Genomic DNA, 19,469 nt, shown 5'->3' on the forward strand with positions numbered 1-19,469 from the left:
CGCGAGCCAAGCCGATCCAGTGCGCACTGGTGCGCACCGAGCCGAGTCAGGGAGTGCCGTGGGCGTCAGCCTCAAGGACGTTGCGCAACGGGCGGGCGTGTCCATCAAGACCGTGTCGAACGTGGTGAACAACTATCAGCACGTCACACCACAGATGCGCGCCAAGGTGCAACGGGCCATCGACGAACTCGGTTACCGGCCGAACCTCACCGCCCGCCATCTGCGCAAGGGCCGCACCGGCATCATCGCCCTGGCCGTGCCCGAGTTCGGCAACCCGTACTTCGCCGAACTGGCCGGCGCGGTCGTCGACGCGGCCGCCCGGCACGACTACACCGTCCTGGTCGACCACACCGCCGGCCTCAGGGAGAAGGAACTCCTGGTCAGCCAGGGCTTTCGCTCCCATGTCATCGACGGCCTCATCCTCAGTCCCATCCATCTGGAGACCGAGGACCTCATGGCGCGCACCGAGACCGCGCCCCTGGTCCTTCTCGGGGAGCGGGAGTACGAGGCCCCGTACGACCACATCGCCATCGACAACGTGGCCGCCGCCCGTGACGCCGTACGCCACCTCATCGACCGCGGCCACCGCCGGATCGCCTTCCTCGGCTCCCGCACCGGACGCGAACGGCAGCCAGCCCACCTGCGGCTGCGGGGCTGGCGCGAGGAACTGGCCGCGGCCGGCATCGAGCCCGACGAGTCACTGGTGGTCGTCACCGACGGCTACGGACGCGAGGACGGCGCCACCGCCATGGCCGCGCTCCTGGACCGGGGAGAACAGCCCGACGCGGTCTTCGCGTACAACGACCTCATCGCCATCGGCGCCATGCGCACCCTCACCGCACGCGGCCTGCGCATCCCCGAGGACGTCGCCGTCGTCGGCTTCGACAACATAGACGAGAGCCTGTACGGAGCCACCACCCTCACCACCATCGCCCCCGACAAGGAAGCCATCGCGCGGCTCGCCGTCGACAGCCTCGTCGAACGGCTCTCGGGCAACCCGGTTCCCGAACCGCGTCGGCCCCGCCCCGGCTACACCCTCGTCGCCCGCGAGTCCACCGCGCCCCGGCCCGCCACCGCGAAAGGACACTGACCAGCGTTCCCGGCCCGGCTGCTTGAGGTAGGAACCGCCGTGCCGATCCTGCCCGGCGCCGCGTTCCTGCCGTCCAGGTCGAGGATGTAGACCCGCAGTTTGCCCTTGCCGGGTGCGGCGATGTTCATCGGCATCCGCGAGGTCCCGCCGGAGAACCCTGACGCGCCTCGGGGTTCGGGCGAGCAATGCGTTCCGGTCGGCACGTGCTGTCAGAACTTTGCTGCAGTGTCTTGCGATGAGGAAGCCACCGGGGCGTGACAGGTGCGCAAAGGGCTGTGGCGCCGGCAGTTGCGCGGGTCCGGGGAATGACGGAATGCGTCGTGATGTTGAGACGTCCATGACCTTTTCTGTGGACGTGACCGTCCGGGGCTACGAACTCGACACGCAGGGACATCTGAACCAGGCCGTCTACCTGCAGTACGCCGAGCACGCGCGCTGGGAACTGCTGCGCGCCGCCGGTCTGCCGCAGGAGAAGTTGCTGGCCAGTGGAGTCGGGCCGGTGGCGCTCGAAACGACGGTGAAGTTCCTGCGTGAACTGAGAGGCGGTGACCGGGTGCGGGTGACCTGCCGGTTCGCATACGGCGAGGGGAAGACGTTCGCGGTGGCCCAGGAGATCATCAGGGAGGACGGCACGGTGGCGGCGCAGGTCACGGGCGTGGCCGGGCTGCTCGATCTGACAGCCCGCAAGCTGATCGCCGATCCGTCCGGGCATCTCGCCTCACTCGCCGACAACCCGGACCTGCTCAGCGGCTGACAGCCCGGCTCCGGAACCCACGCACTGGTCGTCGACCGGCCGGCGGGCTGATCTCCTCGGCCGGTCGGCCGGCCTGCTGCGACCGGCCGGTTCGGTCATGCCTGCTGCGCGGCCGCTGCGTACGGTCACGGCCAAGGTCCTTACCGTACGGTGAATGTCAAACTACGAAGAGCCTCGTATTATGGGAGACCGGGCCAAGCCAGGAAATGGAGCCGTCGTGACCCCAGCCAGCGCCCCTGTCACAAGCGCCGCTGCGATGGGTGGCCGCGCGCTCGACCATCCCACGCGGGGCGAGATCCGCATCGAGGCGGTGCTGCACGCGCTCTCCGACCCGGTGCGGCTGCGCGTGGTCCGTGAACTGGCCGTCGCCGGCTCCGAGCTCACCTGCTCCTGCTTCGACCTGCCGGTGTCCAAGTCGACCTCCACGCACCACTTCCGGGTGCTGCGCGAGAGCGGAATCGTCCAGCAGATCTACCAGGGCACGGCCAAGATGAACGGGCTGCGCCGAGACGATCTGGAAGCACTGTTCCCCGGACTCCTCGACACCATCCTCGATGCCGCCAACCGGCAGGTGCGGCGCATCGGCGAGGACCGATAGCCTCACGATCCGCCCCGTTCGGCACCCTCCGCGGCGTCCAGCAGCCCCGCCCAGTCCGGGATCTTCACCTGCCCCCGGCCCAGCGACAGGCCCAGTGCCGCCTCCGCCCGCTCGATGGATTGCCAGCCCTTCCATTCCACCGGCCGCAGCCCCCACGCCCGCAGTGCGGTCACCGGATCGGGCACCGAGGGTCGCCCGGCGAGCAGCGGGGCGTCGTCCAGCAAGGACGCCACCGTCTCCTTCGCGCACGACCGGTTCGAGCCGATCACTCCGGTCGGCCCCCGCTTGATCCACCCGGCGACGTACTCCCCGGGCGACGGCACGCCGTCCCGCAGCACCCGCCCCGCCAGATGCGGCACCGTCCCGCGCGCCGCGTCGAACGGGAGGCCGGGCAGCGGCAGCCCGCGGTAGCCGACGGCCCGCAGCACGAGCTGGGCATCGATGTCCTCGTACGCGCCGGAGTCGCGTACACCCCCGCCGCCGTCCGGCACAGTACGGGCGAACCGGACTCCGGCCACCCGGCCGTCCCGCTCCAGCAGCTCGACGGGCCGCAGAAAGAACCGCAGGTGGATGGTGCGCGCCGGATCTCCTCCCGGGCCCGCGCCCATGGCGCCGGCCGAAGCCCATCCGCGCAGCACCTCGACGTTGCGTCGCGCCGCCGCCGTCAGGGGCGGCACGTCGGGCGGAGAGGACAGGGCCGTCACCGGCCCCGGGGACGGATCGGCATACGCCGGATCGAGGGCCAGCTCCGCCTCGTCCACCACCACCCGGGCATGCGGCAGCCCGGCCAGCTCCCGCAGCTCCTTGGTGGTGAACCTGGCCTGCGAGGGCCCACGCCTGCCCGCCATGTGGACCTCTCGGACCCGGCTGTCGGCCAGCGCGCCGAGCGCTCCGTGCGGGACGTCGGTGGGGCGCAGCTCCTCCGCGCTCCGCGCGAGAATCCGCGCCACGTCCACCGCCACATTGCCGACGCCGATCACCACGACCGAACGGGCCCGCAGCGCGAAGCTGTTGGCGGCGGCGTCCGGGTGAGCGCTGTACCACGAGACGAACTCGGTCGCGGAACAGCTGCCGGGCAGGTCCTCGCCGGGGACGGCGAGGCCGCGATCGGTCGCGGCCCCGACGCAGTACACGACCGCCTGGTAGAGCTCACCGATCCGTTCGGGCGGGATCCCGCCGCCGCCCACCTCGACATTGCCGAGGAAGGTGATCCGCTCGTGCTCCAGGACGGTCCGCAGGCTGTTCTGCAGCGATTTGATCTTCTCGTGATCGGGGGCCACGCCGTAGCGCACCAGGCCGTACGGGCAGGGGAGCCGGTCCAGCACATCGACCCGGATGCCGGGCACCCGGTCCTGCTCGATCAGGGCCTGCGCGGTGTAGACCCCGCTGGGACCGGAGCCGACGACGGCGACACGGAGCACGGCGCACCTCTTCCCGCGGGATGCCTCCAGCATGACACCGGCGGTCGGGACGGGGGAGAGGCGCGCCCGGGGCGTGCTCAGGACGACAGCCCGCGCATCCGGTCGATCTCCACCGTCTGCTGGGCGACGACGTCCCCGGCCATCTCCTCGACCTGCACATTGTTCCCCTGCGAGAGCACGTCGGTCGCCATCGTGATCGCGCCCCGGTGGTGGGTGGTCATCAGCGTCAGGAAGAGTTTGTCGAAGGCCGCGCCGTTCGCCGCCCGCAGCTCTTCGAGCTGCGCCGGGGTCGCCATGCCGGGCATCGCCGCGTGGTCGTGGCCGCTCGCGCGCCTCTCTCCGCCGTTGTGCTTGAGCCACCCCTGCATGGCGCCGATCTCCGGCTTCTGGCCTGCGGTGATGCGCTCGGCGAGCCGCTTGACGGCGGCGGAGCCGGAGCGGCCGGGGGCGAGGTCGGTCATCTCCAGTGCCTGGGCATGGTGTTGCATCATCATCTGTACGTACCGGAAGTCGGCGGAGTTGGGGGTGTCGTCCCCGGCGGCCTTCAGCGCCTCCTCCGCGGACAGGGTCCGCGCGGGCTCTCCCGGCTTTCCGGGCGCCACCACCGAACGGCCCCCGTCCGTCCCTGCCTTCGTACGGCTGTCACCGCTCCCCGCGTCGCATGCGCCCAGGGTGAGAGCGACGGCCGCGACGAGCACGGAGCTGCGGACACACATGGTCTGACGGCGGATCAACAAGTGGGCCTCCATTGCCATATGGGGTGGTTGCCCACCGTCCTAACACGCTTCCGCACGACAGCGATCAGAAACTTTCATTACGTCTCTGTTGCCATCTGTTGGGATGGCCATGACAAGGACGATACTGCCGAGGTCCGTGAACCGTTCAACTACGTTCGGATACATGGGAGGACGCAGTGATTTCGTTGCACACGAGCCCGGTGCGGCGCAGACGCCTCGGGGCCGCCGCGGCGGTCGCCGGGCTGCTGGCCACGCTGTTCCTGGCCGGTCCCGCGGCCGCGACGCCCGACCCCGGTGACGCGGCCGCCGCCCGTACCGATGTCTCCGCCGCCCAGGAAGCCGAAGCCGCGGCCGCCATCAGGAGCGGTGAGATACCCGGCGTGGACGAGATCGTCCACAGCGGCAACATCACCCATCTGGCCAACGTCCCGAAGGACGCGCTCAAGGGGCTGAACACGGACCTGGCCTTCCAGGGGAAGTACGCCTTCGCGGGAAACTACGACGGCTTCCGGATCTACGACATCAGCAATCCCAAGTCTCCCAGGACGGTCGCCCAGGTCCTCTGCCCCGGTTCGCAGAACGACATCTCGGTCTCGGGAAACCTGCTCTTCCTGTCCACCGACTCCTCGCGCAGTGACAACTCCTGCACCAGCACCACCCAGCCCGCCACGGAGAAGTCCTCCTGGGAGGGCATGAAGGTCTTCGACATCAGCGACAAGCGCAACCCGAAGTATGTCGCCGCCGTCGAGACGGCCTGCGGATCGCACACCCACACGCTGGTCCCCGAGCGCAAGAACGTATACGTGTACGTCTCCTCGTACGCGCCGAGCGAGGCGTTCCCCGACTGTCAGCCGCCGCACGACGGGATCTCCGTCATCAAGGTGCCGCGCGACGCACCCGAAAAGGCCGCCGTCGTGAACTTTCCGGTCCTCTTCCCGGACGGCGGCAACCCGGGTGCTCCGACCAACCCGGGTGTCTCCAAGACCACCGGCTGCCACGACATCACGGTGCTGCCCTCGAAGGACCTGGCCGCCGGAGCCTGCATGGGCGACGGTCTGCTGTTCTCCATCAAGGACCCGGAGCACCCGAAGATCATCGACCAGGTGCAGGACAACGTGAACTTCGCGTTCTGGCACTCCGCGACGTTCAACCAGAAGGCCGACAAGGTCGTCTTCACCGATGAACTCGGCGGCGGTGGCGCGGCCACCTGCAACGAGGAGGTCGGCCCGAAGCGCGGCGCCGACGGCATCTACGACATCGTCGGCAAGGGAGACCACCGCAAGCTGGTCTTCCGCAGCTACTTCAAGATCGACCGCCCGCAGGCCGACACGGAGGTCTGCGTCGCCCACAACGGTTCGATCGTCCCGGTCGAGGGTCGCGACGTGATGGTCCAGGCCTGGTACCAGGGCGGAGTCTCGGTGTGGGACTTCACCGACTCCTCGAAGCCGAAGGAGATCGGCTACTTCGAGCGCGGCCCCGTCAGCACCGACGCGGTCACCACGGCCGGCCCCTGGTCGGCGTACTACTACAACGGCTACATCTACTCCAACGACATCGCCAAGGGCTTCGACGTCCTGAAGCTCGACGACCGGCGGACCGACCCGGCGAAGCGGGTGCGACTGGACGAGCTCAATGTGCAGACGCAGCCGGACTATTTCGACCGCTGATCCGGCCGGCCCCTCCCTCGCACCTGCGCCAGTCGGCTCCACCGCGCACCCGTACCTCCCGTCGGGCGGATTCCCCGTCCGGCGGGAGGCATGCCGTCCAGGAGCCGCTCGGAGCCGACAGTCGCGTCAGGCGGCGGGCCTGGCGCTCCCGCCGGTCGCCGCCGCCCACTCCACCAGCAGCCGCTGGTAGTGCTCCTCGTCCTCGGGGGGCAGGCAGCCGCCGGAGCGCTGCCACAGGTCACGAATCTCTTTGTTCACCACGGCGGCGGGACGCACGGCATCGGAGGGGCACGGAGAACGGGACATAGGTACAGGCTAAGGCCCCGATGTGACAATCGGACCCATTGCGCGTCAGGGACATCTCTCACATGTCTCTCGGGCAACGCCCGGCAGCAGTCCGAGCGTCCGCAGCCCGTCGGGCCGCTCCTCCACCGGCAGATGCCGTACGAACCGCACGTCACAGCCCAGTGCCGCCGCCCCGCCGTCCGCGTGCGGTTCGTCGCCGACCATCACCACATGCGTCGGATCCTGTCCGAGGAGTGTGCAGGCCTTGTGGAAGAGCCGTGCGTCCGGCTTCTGGGCGCCGTGCTCGTACGACAGGACGTAGGCGTCCACCAGGGCGTCCAGCCCGTGCGCCCGGAACACCGGCCGAAGGTCCCAGCCGATGTTGCTGACCACACCGACGCGGGTGCCGTTGTCGCGCAGTGCGCCGAGCACCTCCGCCGCGTCCGGGTACGGCTGCCAGGCGGCGGGTGACCGGTGCCGCTCGTAGAGCGCGTCGTACAGTCCCGGATCCGGCAGGGCCACCTGCCGGGCCAGTCCGGTGTACGCGGCCCGGTGGAGTTCCGCACTCTCGTCACGGGTGGCCCACACGGCGGCGAGCCGGGCGGGCACCTGCCGGGGAGGCGGACCGCCCGGCAGCGCCCCGGCGTCCTCCAGCCCCCGCGCGTACCGCTCGAAGTCGGCCCCGCCGACCGTCACCCCCCGTTCGGCGAGAGCCGCGCGCAGCCAGGACCGGACCGGTTCGATACGGAACAGAGTCCCGGAGAAGTCGAAGAGCACACCCTTGATCCGCATGGGCGCGATCCTCCTCGGTTCAGGAACGCCGGGGCAAGGCCGGACGCTCCGGACCACCGCGTCCCTCGTAGCGTGCGAAGCCGGCGACGGAGAACCCGGCCACGGCTGCCCCCAGCAGCCAGCCGCCCATTACGTCGCTCGGCCAGTGCACCCCCAGATAGAGCCGGGTGACACCGACCCCGATCACCGACACCCAGCCGACCACCAGTGCCGTCCGCCACACCAGGGGGCCCGTGCCGTGCCGACGCAGCAGCCAGAGCAGCAGGGCGCAGCTCACCGTCGCCGTCATCGCGTGACCGGAGGGGAACGCGGCGTAATGGGCGGAGTCCACCGGATCCGGCCACCGCGGCCGTTCTCGGCCGACCGCGGACTTCAGTCCTTGCTGCAGGAGGGCCGACAGCACGCTCGTCACCGCCACCCACACCGCGAGCGCCCGCGCCCCGCGCCACCACAGCGCCACCACGGCCACCGCGATCAGAGCGCGCATGGTCCACGGATCCCACACCCAGTCGGTCAGGATCCGGTTCACGTGGACGAGGCCGGGTTCGGTGACCGCCCTGCGGTGCAGGGAGTCCGCGACCGTGCGATCGAGTGTCATCAGCGGCGACCAGCGCGCGGCGACCAGGATCAGCAGGATCAGTGCGAGGGCGGCGCAGACCGTGGCCGTACCGAACGGCGTGGCGCGGAAACAGGTACGGCCCGGTGGTACGAGGGACGGGGAGGACATGGGGCGATCTTCGCGGAAGATCCGCGCATCCGGCTATCCCAGTGCGCTGAGTCCCGGAAGGAAGGCCACCAGAAGCGGAACGGCGGGCACCAGGGCGGCCGCCGCGGTCAGTCGGAGCCGACGCCCCGCGGTGAGCCGCTCCACCGGGGTCAGCAGCCGGTTCACCCGCCGCGGCAGCTGCGCGTCCGGCGACGGGCAGGGGCCGAACACCCCCCGGTCCTCGTTGAGTTCCACCAGGGCCAGGGCGATCGTCAGCCGTCCGAAGCGCCTCGACGCCACATCGTCCGCGGCCAGTTCGACCAGCCGGTGCATCTCGTCACGGAAGGCGGCGAACACCGGCACCTGCGGAAACCCGGTCGCCAGCGCACCCGAACAGTGCAGCAGCCAGTCGTGCCGGGCCTTCGCGTGCCCTTGCTCATGGGCCAGCACCGCATCCAGCTGACGGCCTTTCAGGCGCCCGAGAGCCGCAGTGGTGATGACCAGTTGAGGTGCCGCACCAGGCAGCCACCAGGCGCCCGGACGCTCTCCCTCCAGGACGACGAGCCGGCCGCTGCCGGGCTCCTCCCCGGGCATCAGCGGGGAACGCACCAGCAATTCCGCCCGGCGCCGCCTGCGGCGCACCCGAGCCCGGTGGATCTCCCGGGTCAGCATCGCCGCCGTCCACACCCCGCCGAGCGCCAGCAGCACGGCCATGGCGGCGGACCACCGCCCGTACCCACTCAGCGCATACGCCTCCACCACGCCACGCGGCGCCGGTGCGAACACATGCCCGCGCACCGCCTGCCAGGCCGCTGCCGCGCTGAAGGTCATGGAGAGCGCGAAGGAGACCAGCACCGCGGCCACCACGCACTGCCATACCCACAGTGCGACGACCGGCTCGCGCTCCGGCCACTGCGCCCGCGCCATCAGACGCGGGGTCACGACGGCGGTCAGTGCGCCGAGCAGCAACAGGGCCAGGGAGACCAACATGGCGTCAGCCTATGAGTGGCGCGGTGGCCGCGGTATGGCTGTGCACGGCAAGTGACGTACGCCACGGTTTGCTCGTCCCCCTGTCTCACAGAGTGAGCAGCATCGCGAACATGGCGATCCCCATCGTCAGCCGGCAGGCGAGCGCGAGCTCGGGCCGTGTGCCCCAGCCGCCCCCGGCCGGTCCTTCCCCGACCGGTCCACCGCCGCCCGCCGTGGCGGCCACCGGTATCAGCCGGGCCCCCGACCGCAGTACGTACACCGCGTAGTAGGCCAGCAGCAGCCCGGTCAGCAGGGGTATGCCCCCGGCCGTCGCCACGCCGCCATGGCCCGCGTGCCCGCCGTGCCCCCCTCCACCGCCGGGCGCCATCGTCAACGCCATGTAGACCATCGCCGACGACCCGACCAGATGGTGCAGATGGTGCCCGCTGTGCCGGGAGAACCACAGCGCGCGCAACGCGGCCGCGCCGAACAGCACCGCGTACACCGCCCACCCCCACCCGGGTGGTGTCATGACGGCGGCCGGCATCGCCATGGCCGCCATGCCGAAGCCCATCAACGCCTCCGCACGCGCTGCCCTGCGCCCCTCCGCGGTCTCGCTCCGTGTGCGCAACAGGCAGTACGCGCCCGTCATCGCGCACGACGCCATGAGCAGCCAGCCGGACATCGCCGGTCCGTGCACAGCCCACCTCCCCCTGGACATACGACATGGGTCCCCCCTAGTCGATGCCCGGACCGGGACCGTCGTACGCGGCGCACTGGGGTGTACGGGGAGCGCGCGGGGGAGCGTTTTCCTCCGCGCGCCGTACTCACCCGGCCGGGTCAGCCGAGGGTGAGGGACTTGAAGGCGCGCGCCTGGTCGGTGATGGCGCCTGCCGTTCGCGGACCACGGCGGCAGTCTGGAAAGGGCCCTGCCCGTGCTCGTCGACCGTGCGGAGCGAAGCCGCGCCGGGCACTGACGGCCTCGCACCGGCGGCCCCGTCAGGGGCGGTGGCGCAGGGGGTGGTCCGCCGGTACCTCCACCATGACGATCCGGTGCCCGTCCGGATCACGGATCCACATCTCGACGAGCCCCCACGGCTCGCGCTCCGGCGTCCGCAGCACCTCGACGCCGCGGGCCGACACCTCCTCGTGCGCCGCCCGGACGTCCGCGACCTGCATCCAGAGTTCGAGACCGGGCACCGGCGGTGCGGCGGCGCGCCCGGAGACCTCCAGGAAGCCGCCCCCGAGGAAGTAGACCGTGCCCCGCTCGGGGCCGGTGCCGAACTCCCGGTAGACGGGCAGCCCGAGGGACTCCCCGTAGAACACCCGTGACCGCTCGGGATCGGCCGGGCGCAACAGGATCCTGCTGCTCAGCACATGAACCATGCGCCGCACTCTAGTGCTGTGGCCGGACAGATCTGCCGGGAAGCTCACTGCGTCCGGTGCGGTGCGTCGCAAGGCGGAGGACCGCCCTCGTGCCGGACGCACTCGGATGAGGCGACAACGTGGCGCGGTGCCGTGCCGGGCGTCGCGAGCCGGTGAACCTTTCCGGTCACAGCACCAGGGTCTTTCCTCTGCGTCGGGGCGGGTCGGCGAGAGGGCCCGGTGCCGGGGCACGCGAGCCCGGCGCGATCCGGACGAGCGGGCCCGGGGCCGGAACACGCGCGTTACGCTGCTCCGGCACGGCCAGAGCAGAGAAACGGAGAGCCACCGCCATGGACATAGCCCCCGCGCAGGACTCGCAGCTGACCTTCCGCGACGCGGCCGACGCCGATGTGCCCGCACTCGTGACGTTGATCGAGTCGGCGTACCGCGGGGACTCCAGCCGGGCCGGATGGACCACCGAGGCGGACATCCTGCAGGGGCAGCGGACCGACCCGGACGGCGTCCGTCAGGTCGTCGAAGAGCCCGGCAGCCGGCTGCTCGTGGTGGAGCGCGATGGCGCGCTCCTCGCCTGCTGCCAGCTCGAACACCGCGGCGACGCCGCCTACTTCGGGATGTTCGCGGTCCGTCCCGAGCTGCAGGGAGCCGGCCTCGGCAAGGTGATCATCGCCGAGGCCGAGCGTAACGTCCGGGAGAGCTGGGGGGTGACGGAGATGCACATGACCGTGATCTCGGTGCGCGAGGAACTGATCGCCTGGTACGAGCGCCGCGGCTACCGCCGTACGGGCAGGCTCAGCCCGTTCCCGTACGGCGATGAGCGCTTCGGTGTCCCGCAGCGTGACGATCTCGCGTTCGAACTCCTGGTCAAGGACCTGGTCTGACCGGGGCGGCGATCAGGCGGTGAAGCGGCCGGCGCGGCGGATCTCCGGGTAGTCGGTGGTCGCGCCGTCCAGCCGCAGAGCGCGTACCAGCCGCAGATGGTCCTGGGTGTTCACCACCCAGCCGATGACCTTCAGCCCTTCGGCGTGCGCCTGCTCGACCACCTCCAGGGTGAGGCGGCGGATGTTCAGCGCCAGCGTCTGCGCACCCACCGCCTTCGCCCGGTCCACCACGTCGTCGCGCCAGCGGCTGGCGATGAGCACGGTCCGTGCCCCCGGCACCAGCTGCGCGATCTCGGCGACCGCCTCGTCGTGGAACGACGACACTTCGACCCGGTCGACGAGGCCGCGCCGCAGCATCACTTCGGCCAGCGCGCGGGCCGCGGCCACATCCTTGATCTCGGCCTGTACGGGGGACCGTACGGCGTCGAGCACCTCCTCGAAGACCGGCACCCGCTCGCCCAGTCCGGCATCGAGTTCGCGTAGTTCGGAGAGGGTCTTCTCGGCGATCGGACCGTTGCCGTCCGTCGTGCGGTCCACTTCGGCGTCGTGCATGACGGCCAGCGCGCCGTCCTTGCTCAGATGCAGGTCGAGTTCGATGGCGTCCATCCCGGCCCGTTCCGCGTGGACGAACGACCGCAGGGTGTTCTCCGGCTCGATGCCCATCACTCCGCGATGACCGATGGTGAGAAAGGACAAGGCAACTCGCTTCCGTCGACGGCGTCTTCCCGCGGGCTGCTCCTACCCACGAAGCACCGCGGCATTACGGCAATCCGGCAGCCTAACGGCCCGCTGCCGGGAGGGAACCGCCCGGCGCCGCGGGAGCGGCGGCGTGCTCCCGGACATCGGCGGCACCGAGCGGGAGCCCGGTGACGACGGCTGCGACACGGACGGCACGGATGCTCACGCGGCGGATCTGTGGTGGTGGAGCGAAGGGCGGACGCCGTCCGTCCTACCGGTCTGCGGCCGTGCCCGGCGAGCCGTGTCACCCATGCGTGGGCGCGTCCCGCACAGCCTGATCGCTCATGTGTTCGGGATTCGCCGGGTCGGCGATGCCGGAATGTGCCAGGTCGACGGAAGTAGTCGCCTCGTCGGTTCTGTACAGGAAGAATCGCGGTGACCATGGGGGGTCGGCAGGATAATCTTCTGAGTCCCACTTGTCCGAAGGAACCGCACACGGATACGGTTGCTTGACGCGAGGTTCCCCCGTGGAGGAAGTGTTATGACGGAAATTCTTGTGCACGACGTCGCCGCAGGTGACATAGCTACGGATCAACGAGTGGTCGATCACCCCGCCTGGCCCGCGCTCAAGAATGCCGTGGAGGAGATCCGCCCCTGGCAGTCGAAGGACGGATCCATCGACTTCGACGCCGAGAACGCGCCGTCCCCGGCGGTCGCCGGGGCGACCCTGGAGCGCGTGATCGCCGCGGTCGAGGAGCTCTCCCCGCTGCTTCCGCACGACGCCGCCTACCACCGCGCCCTTGTCGCGGACCTGCGCCGCTGGGCCGCGGACGGCTTCGGCGTGCCGGACTTCCTCGACTCGCTGCTCGCCTTCCAGCCGGCCAAGGACCGCGCCGACGGGGTGCAGCACCTGGTCCTCTTCGCGATGTACACCCAGAACGGCAACCCGGACCGTAACCTCGAAGCGGTCGTGCTGCGGATGGTCTGGCCCGAGTGGCTGGCCGAGCTCGAAGCCACCCGCTACGACAACCCGCTGTTCTGCGGCATCACTTTCGAGGGCTTCACCTCGGGTTACGACACCAATTCCGCGGTGCTCTTCCCGGAGACCGTCGCTGTGCGCGAGGCCCCGGAGCGGTTCAGCTGGGGCGGGATCTTCTGCGACCGCGAGGCCGCCCGCTTTCGCCGGGTCACCGAGGCGTCGGTCGAGCTGCTCGGCGTCGAGCTGCCCGACGACATCCGCGAGATGGTCGGCGACCAGCAGCGCTGCGAGCAGGCCTTCGTGCTCTGGGACATGGTCCACGACCGGACGCACAGCCACGGCGACCTGCCGTTCGACCCCTTCATGATCAAGCAGCGCCAGCCGTTCTGGATGTACGGGCTCGAAGAGCTGCGCTGTGACCTCACCGCCTTCAAGGAGGCCGTGAAGCTGGAGGCCGACGGCTTCCCGCAGGGCCGCGACGTCCAGTACGCCGTGCTGTTCGACCGGATGTTCCGCTTCCCCGTCACCGGCGAGCGCGTCCGTAACTACGACGGCCTCGGCGGCCAGCTGCTCTTCGCGTACCTCCACAAGCACGACGTCGTCCGCTGGATCGACAACACGCTGCGGATCGACTGGGACCGTGCCCCGCAGGTCACCAATCAGCTCTGCGCCGAGATCGAGAAGCTCTACCGCGACGGCATCGACCGTCCCAAGCTCGTGCACTGGTTCGCCGCGTACGACCTCGTCTCCACCTACCTCGCCCCCCACCCGGGCTCCCGCTGGGCCAAGGGCCCGGACGCGCTCGATGTGTCGCAGCCGCCGCGGAAGCTCGTCGACGAGGTGCTTCCCGACGAGTTTCCCCTGAGCATGTTCTATGAGGCGCTCTCCAAGAAGCTGAAGAACGTGATCGCCTCGACCAAGGGGATCACCGCCGCGGATGCCGAGCGGGCAGCCGCGTGAGCGCCGGTCCTGAGGAGGCGGTGGCCATGAACGGAAACGGCAAGGGCAACGGGAGCGGTGCTCTCGAAGGTGCCGTGGTCGCGGTCGCCGGAGCCGCCGGCCCGGCGGGCCGGGCCGCGCTGCTGAGGCTCGCCGAAGCCGGTGCGACCGTCGTCGCCTCCGACGCGGACGCCACCCGCCTGGCCGAGGCGGTCGACGCCGCCCGCTATGCCCACGGCGGCGCCACCGTCACGGGTGACACGGTCGATCTGCTGGACCTCGGCGCCACCCGCGACTGGGCGAACAAGACGGAGAAGGAATTCGGCCGGATCGACGGTCTGGTCCACCTCGTCGGCGGCTGGCGCGGCAGTTCCACCTTCGGTGAGACCGACCTCGCCGACTGGAACCTGCTGGAGAAGCTGCTGATCCGCACGGTCCAGCACACTTCGCTGGCCTTCCAGGAGGGCCTGCAGCGCAGCGACCGGGGCCGTTATGTGCTGATCAGCGCGGCCGGGGCGAGCAAGCCCACCGCGGGAAACGCGGCCTACGCCGCGTCGAAGGCCGCGGCCGAGGCCTGGACCCTCGCCCTCGCGGACGCCTTCCGCAAAGCGGGGGGCGAGGAAGGGCCCAGAACGGCGGCTGCGATCCTGGTCATCAAGGCACTGGTGCACGACGCGATGCGCGCCGAGCGCCCCCATGCGAAATTCGCGGGCTTCACCGACGTCAAGGATCTGGCCGACGCCATCGTCGGCGTCTGGGACCGGCCCGCCCCGGAAGTGAACGGAAAGCGCCTGTGGCTGACCCCGCAACCGTAAGGACCGACGCGCGACGCCACCACGACCCACAGGTACGCGGTTTCGCCAGTGACAACTACGCGGGCACGCACCCGGAGATTCTCGCGGCCATCGCGCTTGCCAACGGCGGTCACCAGATCGCCTACGGCGAGGACGAATACACCGGGCACCTCCAGCGTGTCATGCACAGCCACTTCGGCCCCACCGCCGAAGCCTTTCCGGTCTTCAACGGAACTGGCGCCAACGTCGTCTCCCTCCAAGCGATGACCGACCGCTGGGGCGCGGTGATCTGTGCGGAATCCGCCCACATCAATGTCGACGAGGGCGGTGCCCCGGAGCGGGTGGGCGGTCTCAAGCTGCTCACCGTGCCCACTCCGGACGGCAAACTCACGCCCCAGCTCATCGACCGGCAGGCGTACGGCTGGGACGACGAGCACCGGGCCATGCCGCAGGTCGTCTCGATCACCCAGAACACCGAGCTGGGCACGGTCTACACGCCCGACGAGATCCGCGCGATCTGTGAGCACGCCCACGGCCACGGCATGAAGGTCCATCTGGACGGGGCCCGGATAGCCAACGCCGCGGCGTCGCTGGACGTACCGATGCGTACGTTCACCAACACCGTCGGCGTCGACGTCCTGTCCTTCGGCGGCACGAAGAACGGGGCGATCTTCGGCGAGGCCGTGGTGGTCCTGAACCCGGACGCCGTGCGTGCCATGAAGCACCTGCGCAAGCTGTCGATGCAGCTCGCCTCGAAGATGCGCTTCGTCTCCGTGCAACTGGAGGCGCTGCTCGCCGGGGACCTCTGGCTGCGCAATGCCCGGCACGCCAACGCCATGGCCCAGCGGCTCGCGGATGGCGTGCGTGCGGTGGACGGGGTGGAGATCCTGCATCCCGTCCAGGCCAACGCCGTCTTCGCACGGCTGCCGCACGAGGTGAGCGAGCGACTGCAGAAGCGCTTCCGCTTCTACTTCTGGGACGAGGCCGCCGGTGATGTGCGCTGGATGTGCGCCTTCGACACGACGGAGGACGATGTCGACGCGTTCGTTCTCGCGCTGAAGGACGAGATGGCGAAGTAATCAGTCTGAATAAGTATGCGGTTGACTGGAAGTGTATTGACATCCGGTCGACCGCATACTTACGCTCGGCGGTCATGGAGCTGATCCAGCAAGTCCCGGAGCTTACCGCTTACCTTGCCGCGGACGAGGTCATCGACCACGGGCACCCGGTGGTACAGGAGGTGGTCGCCGCTCTCCGTGGCAGGACCACCGACGCATACTCATACGCGGCTGCCGCCTATGTCTTCGTGCGCGACACGATTGCGCACTCGGCGGACGTGGGCGACATGCGGGTCGTCTGGCGCGCCTCCGACGTCCTCGCGACACGCATCGGCATCTGTCACGCCAAATCCCATGCCCTGGCCGCCCTCCTCCGCGCGGCGGGCATCCCGACCGCCCTCTGTTATCAGGCGCTCTGCGAGGACGACGGGGAGCCCGGTCCCGTGCACGGGCTGATCGCGGTCAGACTGCCCGGCCGTGACCGCTGGGACCGTCAGGACCCCCGCGGCAACAAGCCGGGCGTCGACGCCCACTTCTCGCTCGACGGAGAGCGGCTGGCGTGGCCCGTTCGGCCGGAGTTCAATGAAGTGGACTATCCAGTACTCTACGCTGAACCGTATCCGGCGGTACTGCACGGTCTGAGGTCCGCCGAGGACCGCCCGCAGCTGTGGCGTACTCTCCCCACAGCGCTCTGAGATCCCGTCCCGAGACAAGGCAGTCGATGACCCTGACGTTCACCGTCTCCGACGACGTACGCGCCCTTGCCCCCGGCTTCACCCATATCGCCGTCGAAGCGCGTGACCTGGTCAACGGGCCCAGCAGCGAGGACAGTTCGGCCCTGCTGGACAAGGCTGCCCACCGGCTGGCCGAACGCCTCGATGGCCGGGCCCCGCACGAGGACCCGCGCCTCGCCGCCTGGCGCGAGACGTACACCGCCTTCGGCGCCAAACCCTCCCGCACCCGCAACTCCGCCGAGGCCCTGGCCCGGCGCGCGCTCACCGACGCCGGGCTGCCGCGCATCAATCTGCTGGTCGACCTCTACAACGCCATCAGCGTCGCCCATCTGATTCCTGTCGGCGGCGAGGACACCGACCGCATCAGCGGCACCATGCGACTCGTGCGCTCCACCGGCCAGGAGCCGTTCGTCACCGTCGCGGGCGGCGAGGAGACCGTGGAGCACCCCGAGCCCGGCGAGGTCGTCTGGTGCGACGACGAGGGCGTCACCTGCCGTCGCTGGAACTGGCGTCAGGGACTGCGCACCCGGCTCACCGAGGAGTCCGTGAACGCCGTGTTCCTGCTGGAGCGCCTGGCGCCCATGACGATCGGCGAACTCGAAGCCGCAGGCGCCGAACTCGCCGAGCGGCTGGAGAAGCTGAGCCCCGGAGCACGGATCACCGTCGGTGCTCCGGAGTGACGTTTCAGCCGTGGCCGTGAACCGGTCGCGTCAGCTCGCCCCACGCACCTCGGCGGCCGTCGGAGCCGTACCGCCGAGGTGCGCGGGCACCCACCAGGTGTCGCTCGCGTCCCTCGGGCGTACGGGATAGGCGCGCTGGGCCGCTTCGAGGAGCTCCTGGACCCGCTCCCGCAGCCGCCGGGTGATCGCGCCCGCGTACTGGTCGGTGGGCGCCTCCACCGGCTCGCCGACCCGGATCGTCACGGGAAAGTGGGAGCGCTTGAAATTGCGCGGCCGCCCCTTGGTCCACACCCGCTGCGTCCCCCACAGCGCCATCGGGATCAGCGGGACGCCGGCCTCCTGGGCCAGTCGGGCGGCACCCGACTTGAAGCTCTTCAGCGTGAACGACTCCGAGATCGTCGCCTCGGGGAACACGCCCACGATCTCCCCGGACCGCAGCGAGGCGAGCGCGTGCGCATACGCGTCCTCGCCCTGTTTGCGGTCGACGGGGATGTGCTTCATCCCGCGCATCAGCGGACCGGAGACCTTGTGCCGGAAGACCGATTCCTTCGCCATGAAGCGGACGAGGCGCTTCTGCGGCAGCGCCGCGAGCCCGGTGAAGATGAAATCCAGATAGCTGATGTGATTGCTGACCAGCACCGCGCCACCGGTCTTCGGGATGTGCTCGGAACCCTGAGTGTCGATCTTCAGGTCAAGCGCCTTGAAAAATGTACGAGCGGCGCCGATGACCGGTCGATAGACGAGTTCTGCCATCTGGGGAAGACCCTTCTTCAGCGCCTGGGGAGGGTTCTCCCGGCGGAAGTTACGCAGCCGTAGGTTTGCGGCATTGCGCCGATCGTGCCCCATGCGCGACGCGGTGGCCAGTCTCAGGGGGCGCGGGGCGCGAGATTCTCGTCACGTGGAAGCGCGGGGAATGCCACGGTGCCCGGCGGTGCTGACCTCTTGCGAAGAGCTCTGACAGGAGGCCGTAGGTGGACGGGCAGACGCACGGGAGAACGCTGGATGCGGCCCGACTCGGCGCGGAATTGGGGGAGAAGGCGACCCTGGTGCAGTTCTCCAGCGCGTTCTGTCAGCCGTGCCGGGCCACCCGGCGCACTCTTGCCGAGGTGGCGCGCATGGTGGACGGCGTGGCCCACGTCGAGATCGACGCCGAGGCGCATCTCACTCTCGTGCGCGAGCTGGGGATCAGCCGGACGCCGACCGTACTGGTCCTCGACCCCGGCGGCCGGATCGTCCGCCGGGCCGTCGGGCAACCGCGCACCGTCGACGTCGTCGCCGCACTGGGACAGGTGATGTGACGGACCGTGACGCATCTCCCACATTGCGGAACGCTCTTGACTGCACCCACCACGCATCGTCAGTCTGACGCTATGCCGCCGGAACTCCTTCTCTACGGCCGGGCCCATGTGGATCTCGCCCGAAACGCGAGTGCGCGCTGTCCGGGTGCCTGAGCAGACAAGGCCCCGTACACCTCTTCCGCAGAAGGACATCTCCATGACGGCTTCGCCCGAGCTCGGCACCTCCCGCACGGCTTCCCCCGAACTGCTCCGCTCGGTCTTCCGGCAGCACGCCGCCGGCGTCGCAGTGATCACCGCCGCAGGCGACCGGCCGGTCGGCTTCACCGCCACCTCTTTGAACTCCGTCGCCGCCGAGCCGCCGCTGATCTCCTTCGGGGTGGGAACCTCGTCCTCCAGCTGGCCGGTCGTGGCCGAGGCCGAGCACATCGGCGTCCACATACTCGGTGAGCACCAGCAGGATCTGGCCGCCACGTTCGCCCGCAGCGGCGCCGACCGGTTCGGCCCGTCCACCTATTGGCGCAGTGGACCCGAAGGCGTGCCGGTGCTCGACGGCGTGCTGGCGTGGCTGGTCTGCCGCGTGGTGGCCCGGATCCCGGCGGGCGACCATCGGATCGTGATCGCGGAGGCCGTGGTCGGAGATCCGGCCGGAGGCGGTCGCCCGCTGCTCTATCACCAGGGCCGTTTCACCGCCCTGCGGGACTGAGAACTCCCAAGCGGCACGTGGGTGCGGCACGTTGGCCAGATCACAGTTCCAAGCGCTTGCTCATGGGTAAAGCACTGGGTGTACTGACTAGTAATATTTCCTTCGGAGCATCGGTCGCCCCGACCGGAAACCGCCCCATCAGGCGCCTATGCTGCGTGCAACAAGGCAGCCCAGAAATGACGATGCAGTAGGAGAGCCGGCGTGAGCTTGAGGATCGTTGTCTGTGTCAAGTACGTGCCCGACGCCACTGGTGACCGGCATTTCGCCGATGATCTGACGCTGGACCGTGAGGATGTCGATGGTCTGTTGTCGGAGCTGGACGA

Annotated in this window: 23 protein-coding genes and 1 pseudogene; 13 read left to right on the forward strand and 11 right to left on the reverse strand. The window is 69.8% G+C overall.

All coding sequences use genetic code 11. From position 1 onward, the window contains the following. Window positions 1–58: 58 nt before the first annotated feature. The 3 genes from ACZ68L_RS27300 to ACZ68L_RS27310 all read left to right on the forward strand — a co-directional run bounded on the left by ACZ68L_RS27300 (window position 59) and on the right by ACZ68L_RS27310 (window position 2,442). A complete protein-coding gene (locus ACZ68L_RS27300; protein ID WP_469581495.1) occupies window positions 59–1,090 on the forward strand; it encodes a LacI family DNA-binding transcriptional regulator in 1,032 nt (343 codons plus the stop codon). A 337-nt stretch (window positions 1,091–1,427) separates the two neighbouring features. Beyond that, on the forward strand, window positions 1,428–1,844 hold the full coding sequence (locus tag ACZ68L_RS27305) for an acyl-CoA thioesterase (protein WP_469581498.1): 417 nt from the start codon (window positions 1,428–1,430) through the stop codon (window positions 1,842–1,844). A gap of 256 nt (window positions 1,845–2,100) precedes the next feature. Further along, on the forward strand, window positions 2,101–2,442 hold the full coding sequence (locus ACZ68L_RS27310) for an ArsR/SmtB family transcription factor (RefSeq protein WP_469581563.1): 342 nt from the start codon (window positions 2,101–2,103) through the stop codon (window positions 2,440–2,442). Between the two features lie 2 nt (window positions 2,443–2,444). Here ACZ68L_RS27310 and ACZ68L_RS27315 read toward each other — a convergent pair whose 3' ends face one another. Together ACZ68L_RS27315 and ACZ68L_RS27320 are read right to left on the reverse strand one after the other, a co-directional pair. Continuing rightward, window positions 2,445–3,863 (reverse strand): FAD-dependent oxidoreductase, encoded by a 1,419-nt coding sequence (locus ACZ68L_RS27315; RefSeq protein ID WP_469581501.1) that lies wholly within the window; start codon window positions 3,861–3,863, stop codon window positions 2,445–2,447. Window positions 3,864–3,940: 77 nt separating this feature from the next. Further along, entirely contained in the window at window positions 3,941–4,618 is a 678-nt protein-coding gene (locus ACZ68L_RS27320) for a DUF305 domain-containing protein (RefSeq protein WP_469581503.1), read from the reverse strand. A 158-nt stretch (window positions 4,619–4,776) separates the two neighbouring features. Between ACZ68L_RS27320 and ACZ68L_RS27325 the strand changes: the two genes are divergently transcribed. Continuing rightward, window positions 4,777–6,267 carry an LVIVD repeat-containing protein gene (locus tag ACZ68L_RS27325; RefSeq protein WP_469581505.1) on the forward strand — a complete coding sequence of 497 codons (1,491 nt, stop codon included), beginning with the start codon at window positions 4,777–4,779 and terminating at the stop codon, window positions 6,265–6,267. A 126-nt stretch (window positions 6,268–6,393) separates the two neighbouring features. On the opposite strand, the gene ACZ68L_RS27330 is transcribed toward ACZ68L_RS27325, so the two are convergent. The 6 genes from ACZ68L_RS27330 to ACZ68L_RS27355 all read right to left on the reverse strand — a co-directional run bounded on the left by ACZ68L_RS27330 (window position 6,394) and on the right by ACZ68L_RS27355 (window position 10,405). Continuing rightward, the gene (locus tag ACZ68L_RS27330) at window positions 6,394–6,573 is read right to left on the reverse strand and encodes a hypothetical protein (RefSeq protein ID WP_469581506.1); all 180 of its coding nucleotides are present in this window, start codon (window positions 6,571–6,573) and stop codon (window positions 6,394–6,396) included. A 45-nt stretch (window positions 6,574–6,618) separates the two neighbouring features. Further along, complete coding sequence (locus ACZ68L_RS27335; protein ID WP_469581508.1) at window positions 6,619–7,344, reverse strand: HAD family hydrolase; 726 nt, start codon at window positions 7,342–7,344, stop codon at window positions 6,619–6,621. 19 nt (window positions 7,345–7,363) lie between these two features. Beyond that, entirely contained in the window at window positions 7,364–8,071 is a 708-nt protein-coding gene (locus tag ACZ68L_RS27340) for a phosphatase PAP2 family protein (protein WP_469581510.1), read from the reverse strand. 33 nt (window positions 8,072–8,104) lie between these two features. Beyond that, window positions 8,105–9,040, reverse strand: coding sequence for a M56 family metallopeptidase (locus tag ACZ68L_RS27345; RefSeq protein WP_469581513.1), 936 nt, complete (start codon window positions 9,038–9,040; stop codon window positions 8,105–8,107). 85 nt (window positions 9,041–9,125) lie between these two features. Continuing rightward, window positions 9,126–9,719: a DUF5134 domain-containing protein gene (locus ACZ68L_RS27350; protein WP_469581515.1), complete on the reverse strand. Its 594-nt coding sequence runs from the start codon at window positions 9,717–9,719 to the stop codon at window positions 9,126–9,128. A 299-nt stretch (window positions 9,720–10,018) separates the two neighbouring features. Then, window positions 10,019–10,405, reverse strand: a complete 387-nt coding sequence (locus ACZ68L_RS27355) for a VOC family protein (protein WP_469581518.1) — start codon at window positions 10,403–10,405, stop codon at window positions 10,019–10,021. Window positions 10,406–10,734: 329 nt separating this feature from the next. Between ACZ68L_RS27355 and ACZ68L_RS27360 the strand changes: the two genes are divergently transcribed. Then, a complete protein-coding gene (locus ACZ68L_RS27360; RefSeq protein ID WP_469581521.1) occupies window positions 10,735–11,283 on the forward strand; it encodes a GNAT family N-acetyltransferase in 549 nt (182 codons plus the stop codon). 12 nt (window positions 11,284–11,295) lie between these two features. On the opposite strand, the gene ACZ68L_RS27365 is transcribed toward ACZ68L_RS27360, so the two are convergent. Both ACZ68L_RS27365 and ACZ68L_RS27370 read right to left on the reverse strand, forming a co-directional pair. Beyond that, a complete protein-coding gene (locus ACZ68L_RS27365; protein WP_469581523.1) occupies window positions 11,296–11,979 on the reverse strand; it encodes a glycerophosphodiester phosphodiesterase in 684 nt (227 codons plus the stop codon). Between the two features lie 82 nt (window positions 11,980–12,061). After that, the gene (locus tag ACZ68L_RS27370; protein WP_469581526.1) at window positions 12,062–12,187 is read right to left on the reverse strand and encodes a hypothetical protein; all 126 of its coding nucleotides are present in this window, start codon (window positions 12,185–12,187) and stop codon (window positions 12,062–12,064) included. Between the two features lie 315 nt (window positions 12,188–12,502). Between ACZ68L_RS27370 and ACZ68L_RS27375 the strand changes: the two genes are divergently transcribed. From ACZ68L_RS27375 to ACZ68L_RS27395, 5 genes are all read left to right on the forward strand, one after another. Beyond that, window positions 12,503–13,900: a DUF6421 family protein gene (locus tag ACZ68L_RS27375; RefSeq protein WP_469581529.1), complete on the forward strand. Its 1,398-nt coding sequence runs from the start codon at window positions 12,503–12,505 to the stop codon at window positions 13,898–13,900. 26 nt (window positions 13,901–13,926) lie between these two features. Then, a complete protein-coding gene (locus ACZ68L_RS27380) occupies window positions 13,927–14,694 on the forward strand; it encodes an SDR family NAD(P)-dependent oxidoreductase (RefSeq protein WP_469581530.1) in 768 nt (255 codons plus the stop codon). Beyond that, window positions 14,673–15,752 (forward strand): threonine aldolase family protein, encoded by a 1,080-nt coding sequence (locus ACZ68L_RS27385; protein ID WP_469581532.1) that lies wholly within the window; start codon window positions 14,673–14,675, stop codon window positions 15,750–15,752. The genes ACZ68L_RS27380 and ACZ68L_RS27385 overlap by 22 nt, the downstream gene beginning before the upstream one ends. A gap of 74 nt (window positions 15,753–15,826) precedes the next feature. After that, window positions 15,827–16,426, forward strand: a complete 600-nt coding sequence (locus tag ACZ68L_RS27390) for a transglutaminase domain-containing protein (RefSeq protein ID WP_469581535.1) — start codon at window positions 15,827–15,829, stop codon at window positions 16,424–16,426. Between the two features lie 26 nt (window positions 16,427–16,452). Further along, a complete protein-coding gene (locus ACZ68L_RS27395; RefSeq protein WP_469581538.1) occupies window positions 16,453–17,145 on the forward strand; it encodes a B3/B4 domain-containing protein in 693 nt (230 codons plus the stop codon). Window positions 17,146–17,175: 30 nt separating this feature from the next. Here ACZ68L_RS27395 and ACZ68L_RS27400 read toward each other — a convergent pair whose 3' ends face one another. Further along, the gene (locus ACZ68L_RS27400) at window positions 17,176–17,898 is read right to left on the reverse strand and encodes a lysophospholipid acyltransferase family protein (protein WP_469581539.1); all 723 of its coding nucleotides are present in this window, start codon (window positions 17,896–17,898) and stop codon (window positions 17,176–17,178) included. A 218-nt stretch (window positions 17,899–18,116) separates the two neighbouring features. Here ACZ68L_RS27400 and ACZ68L_RS27405 point away from each other — a divergent pair, with 218 nt between their 5' ends. The 3 genes and pseudogenes from ACZ68L_RS27405 to ACZ68L_RS27415 all read left to right on the forward strand — a co-directional run. Continuing rightward, window positions 18,117–18,443, forward strand: coding sequence for a TlpA family protein disulfide reductase (locus ACZ68L_RS27405; protein ID WP_469581541.1), 327 nt, complete (start codon window positions 18,117–18,119; stop codon window positions 18,441–18,443). A 196-nt stretch (window positions 18,444–18,639) separates the two neighbouring features. Then, window positions 18,640–19,146: a flavin reductase family protein gene (locus tag ACZ68L_RS27410; RefSeq protein WP_402286235.1), complete on the forward strand. Its 507-nt coding sequence runs from the start codon at window positions 18,640–18,642 to the stop codon at window positions 19,144–19,146. Between the two features lie 201 nt (window positions 19,147–19,347). Next, window positions 19,348–19,469 (forward strand): annotated as a pseudogene (locus tag ACZ68L_RS27415) (electron transfer flavoprotein subunit beta); the annotation flags it as partial.

The organism is Streptomyces sp. NPDC104309 (assembly GCF_055584025.1).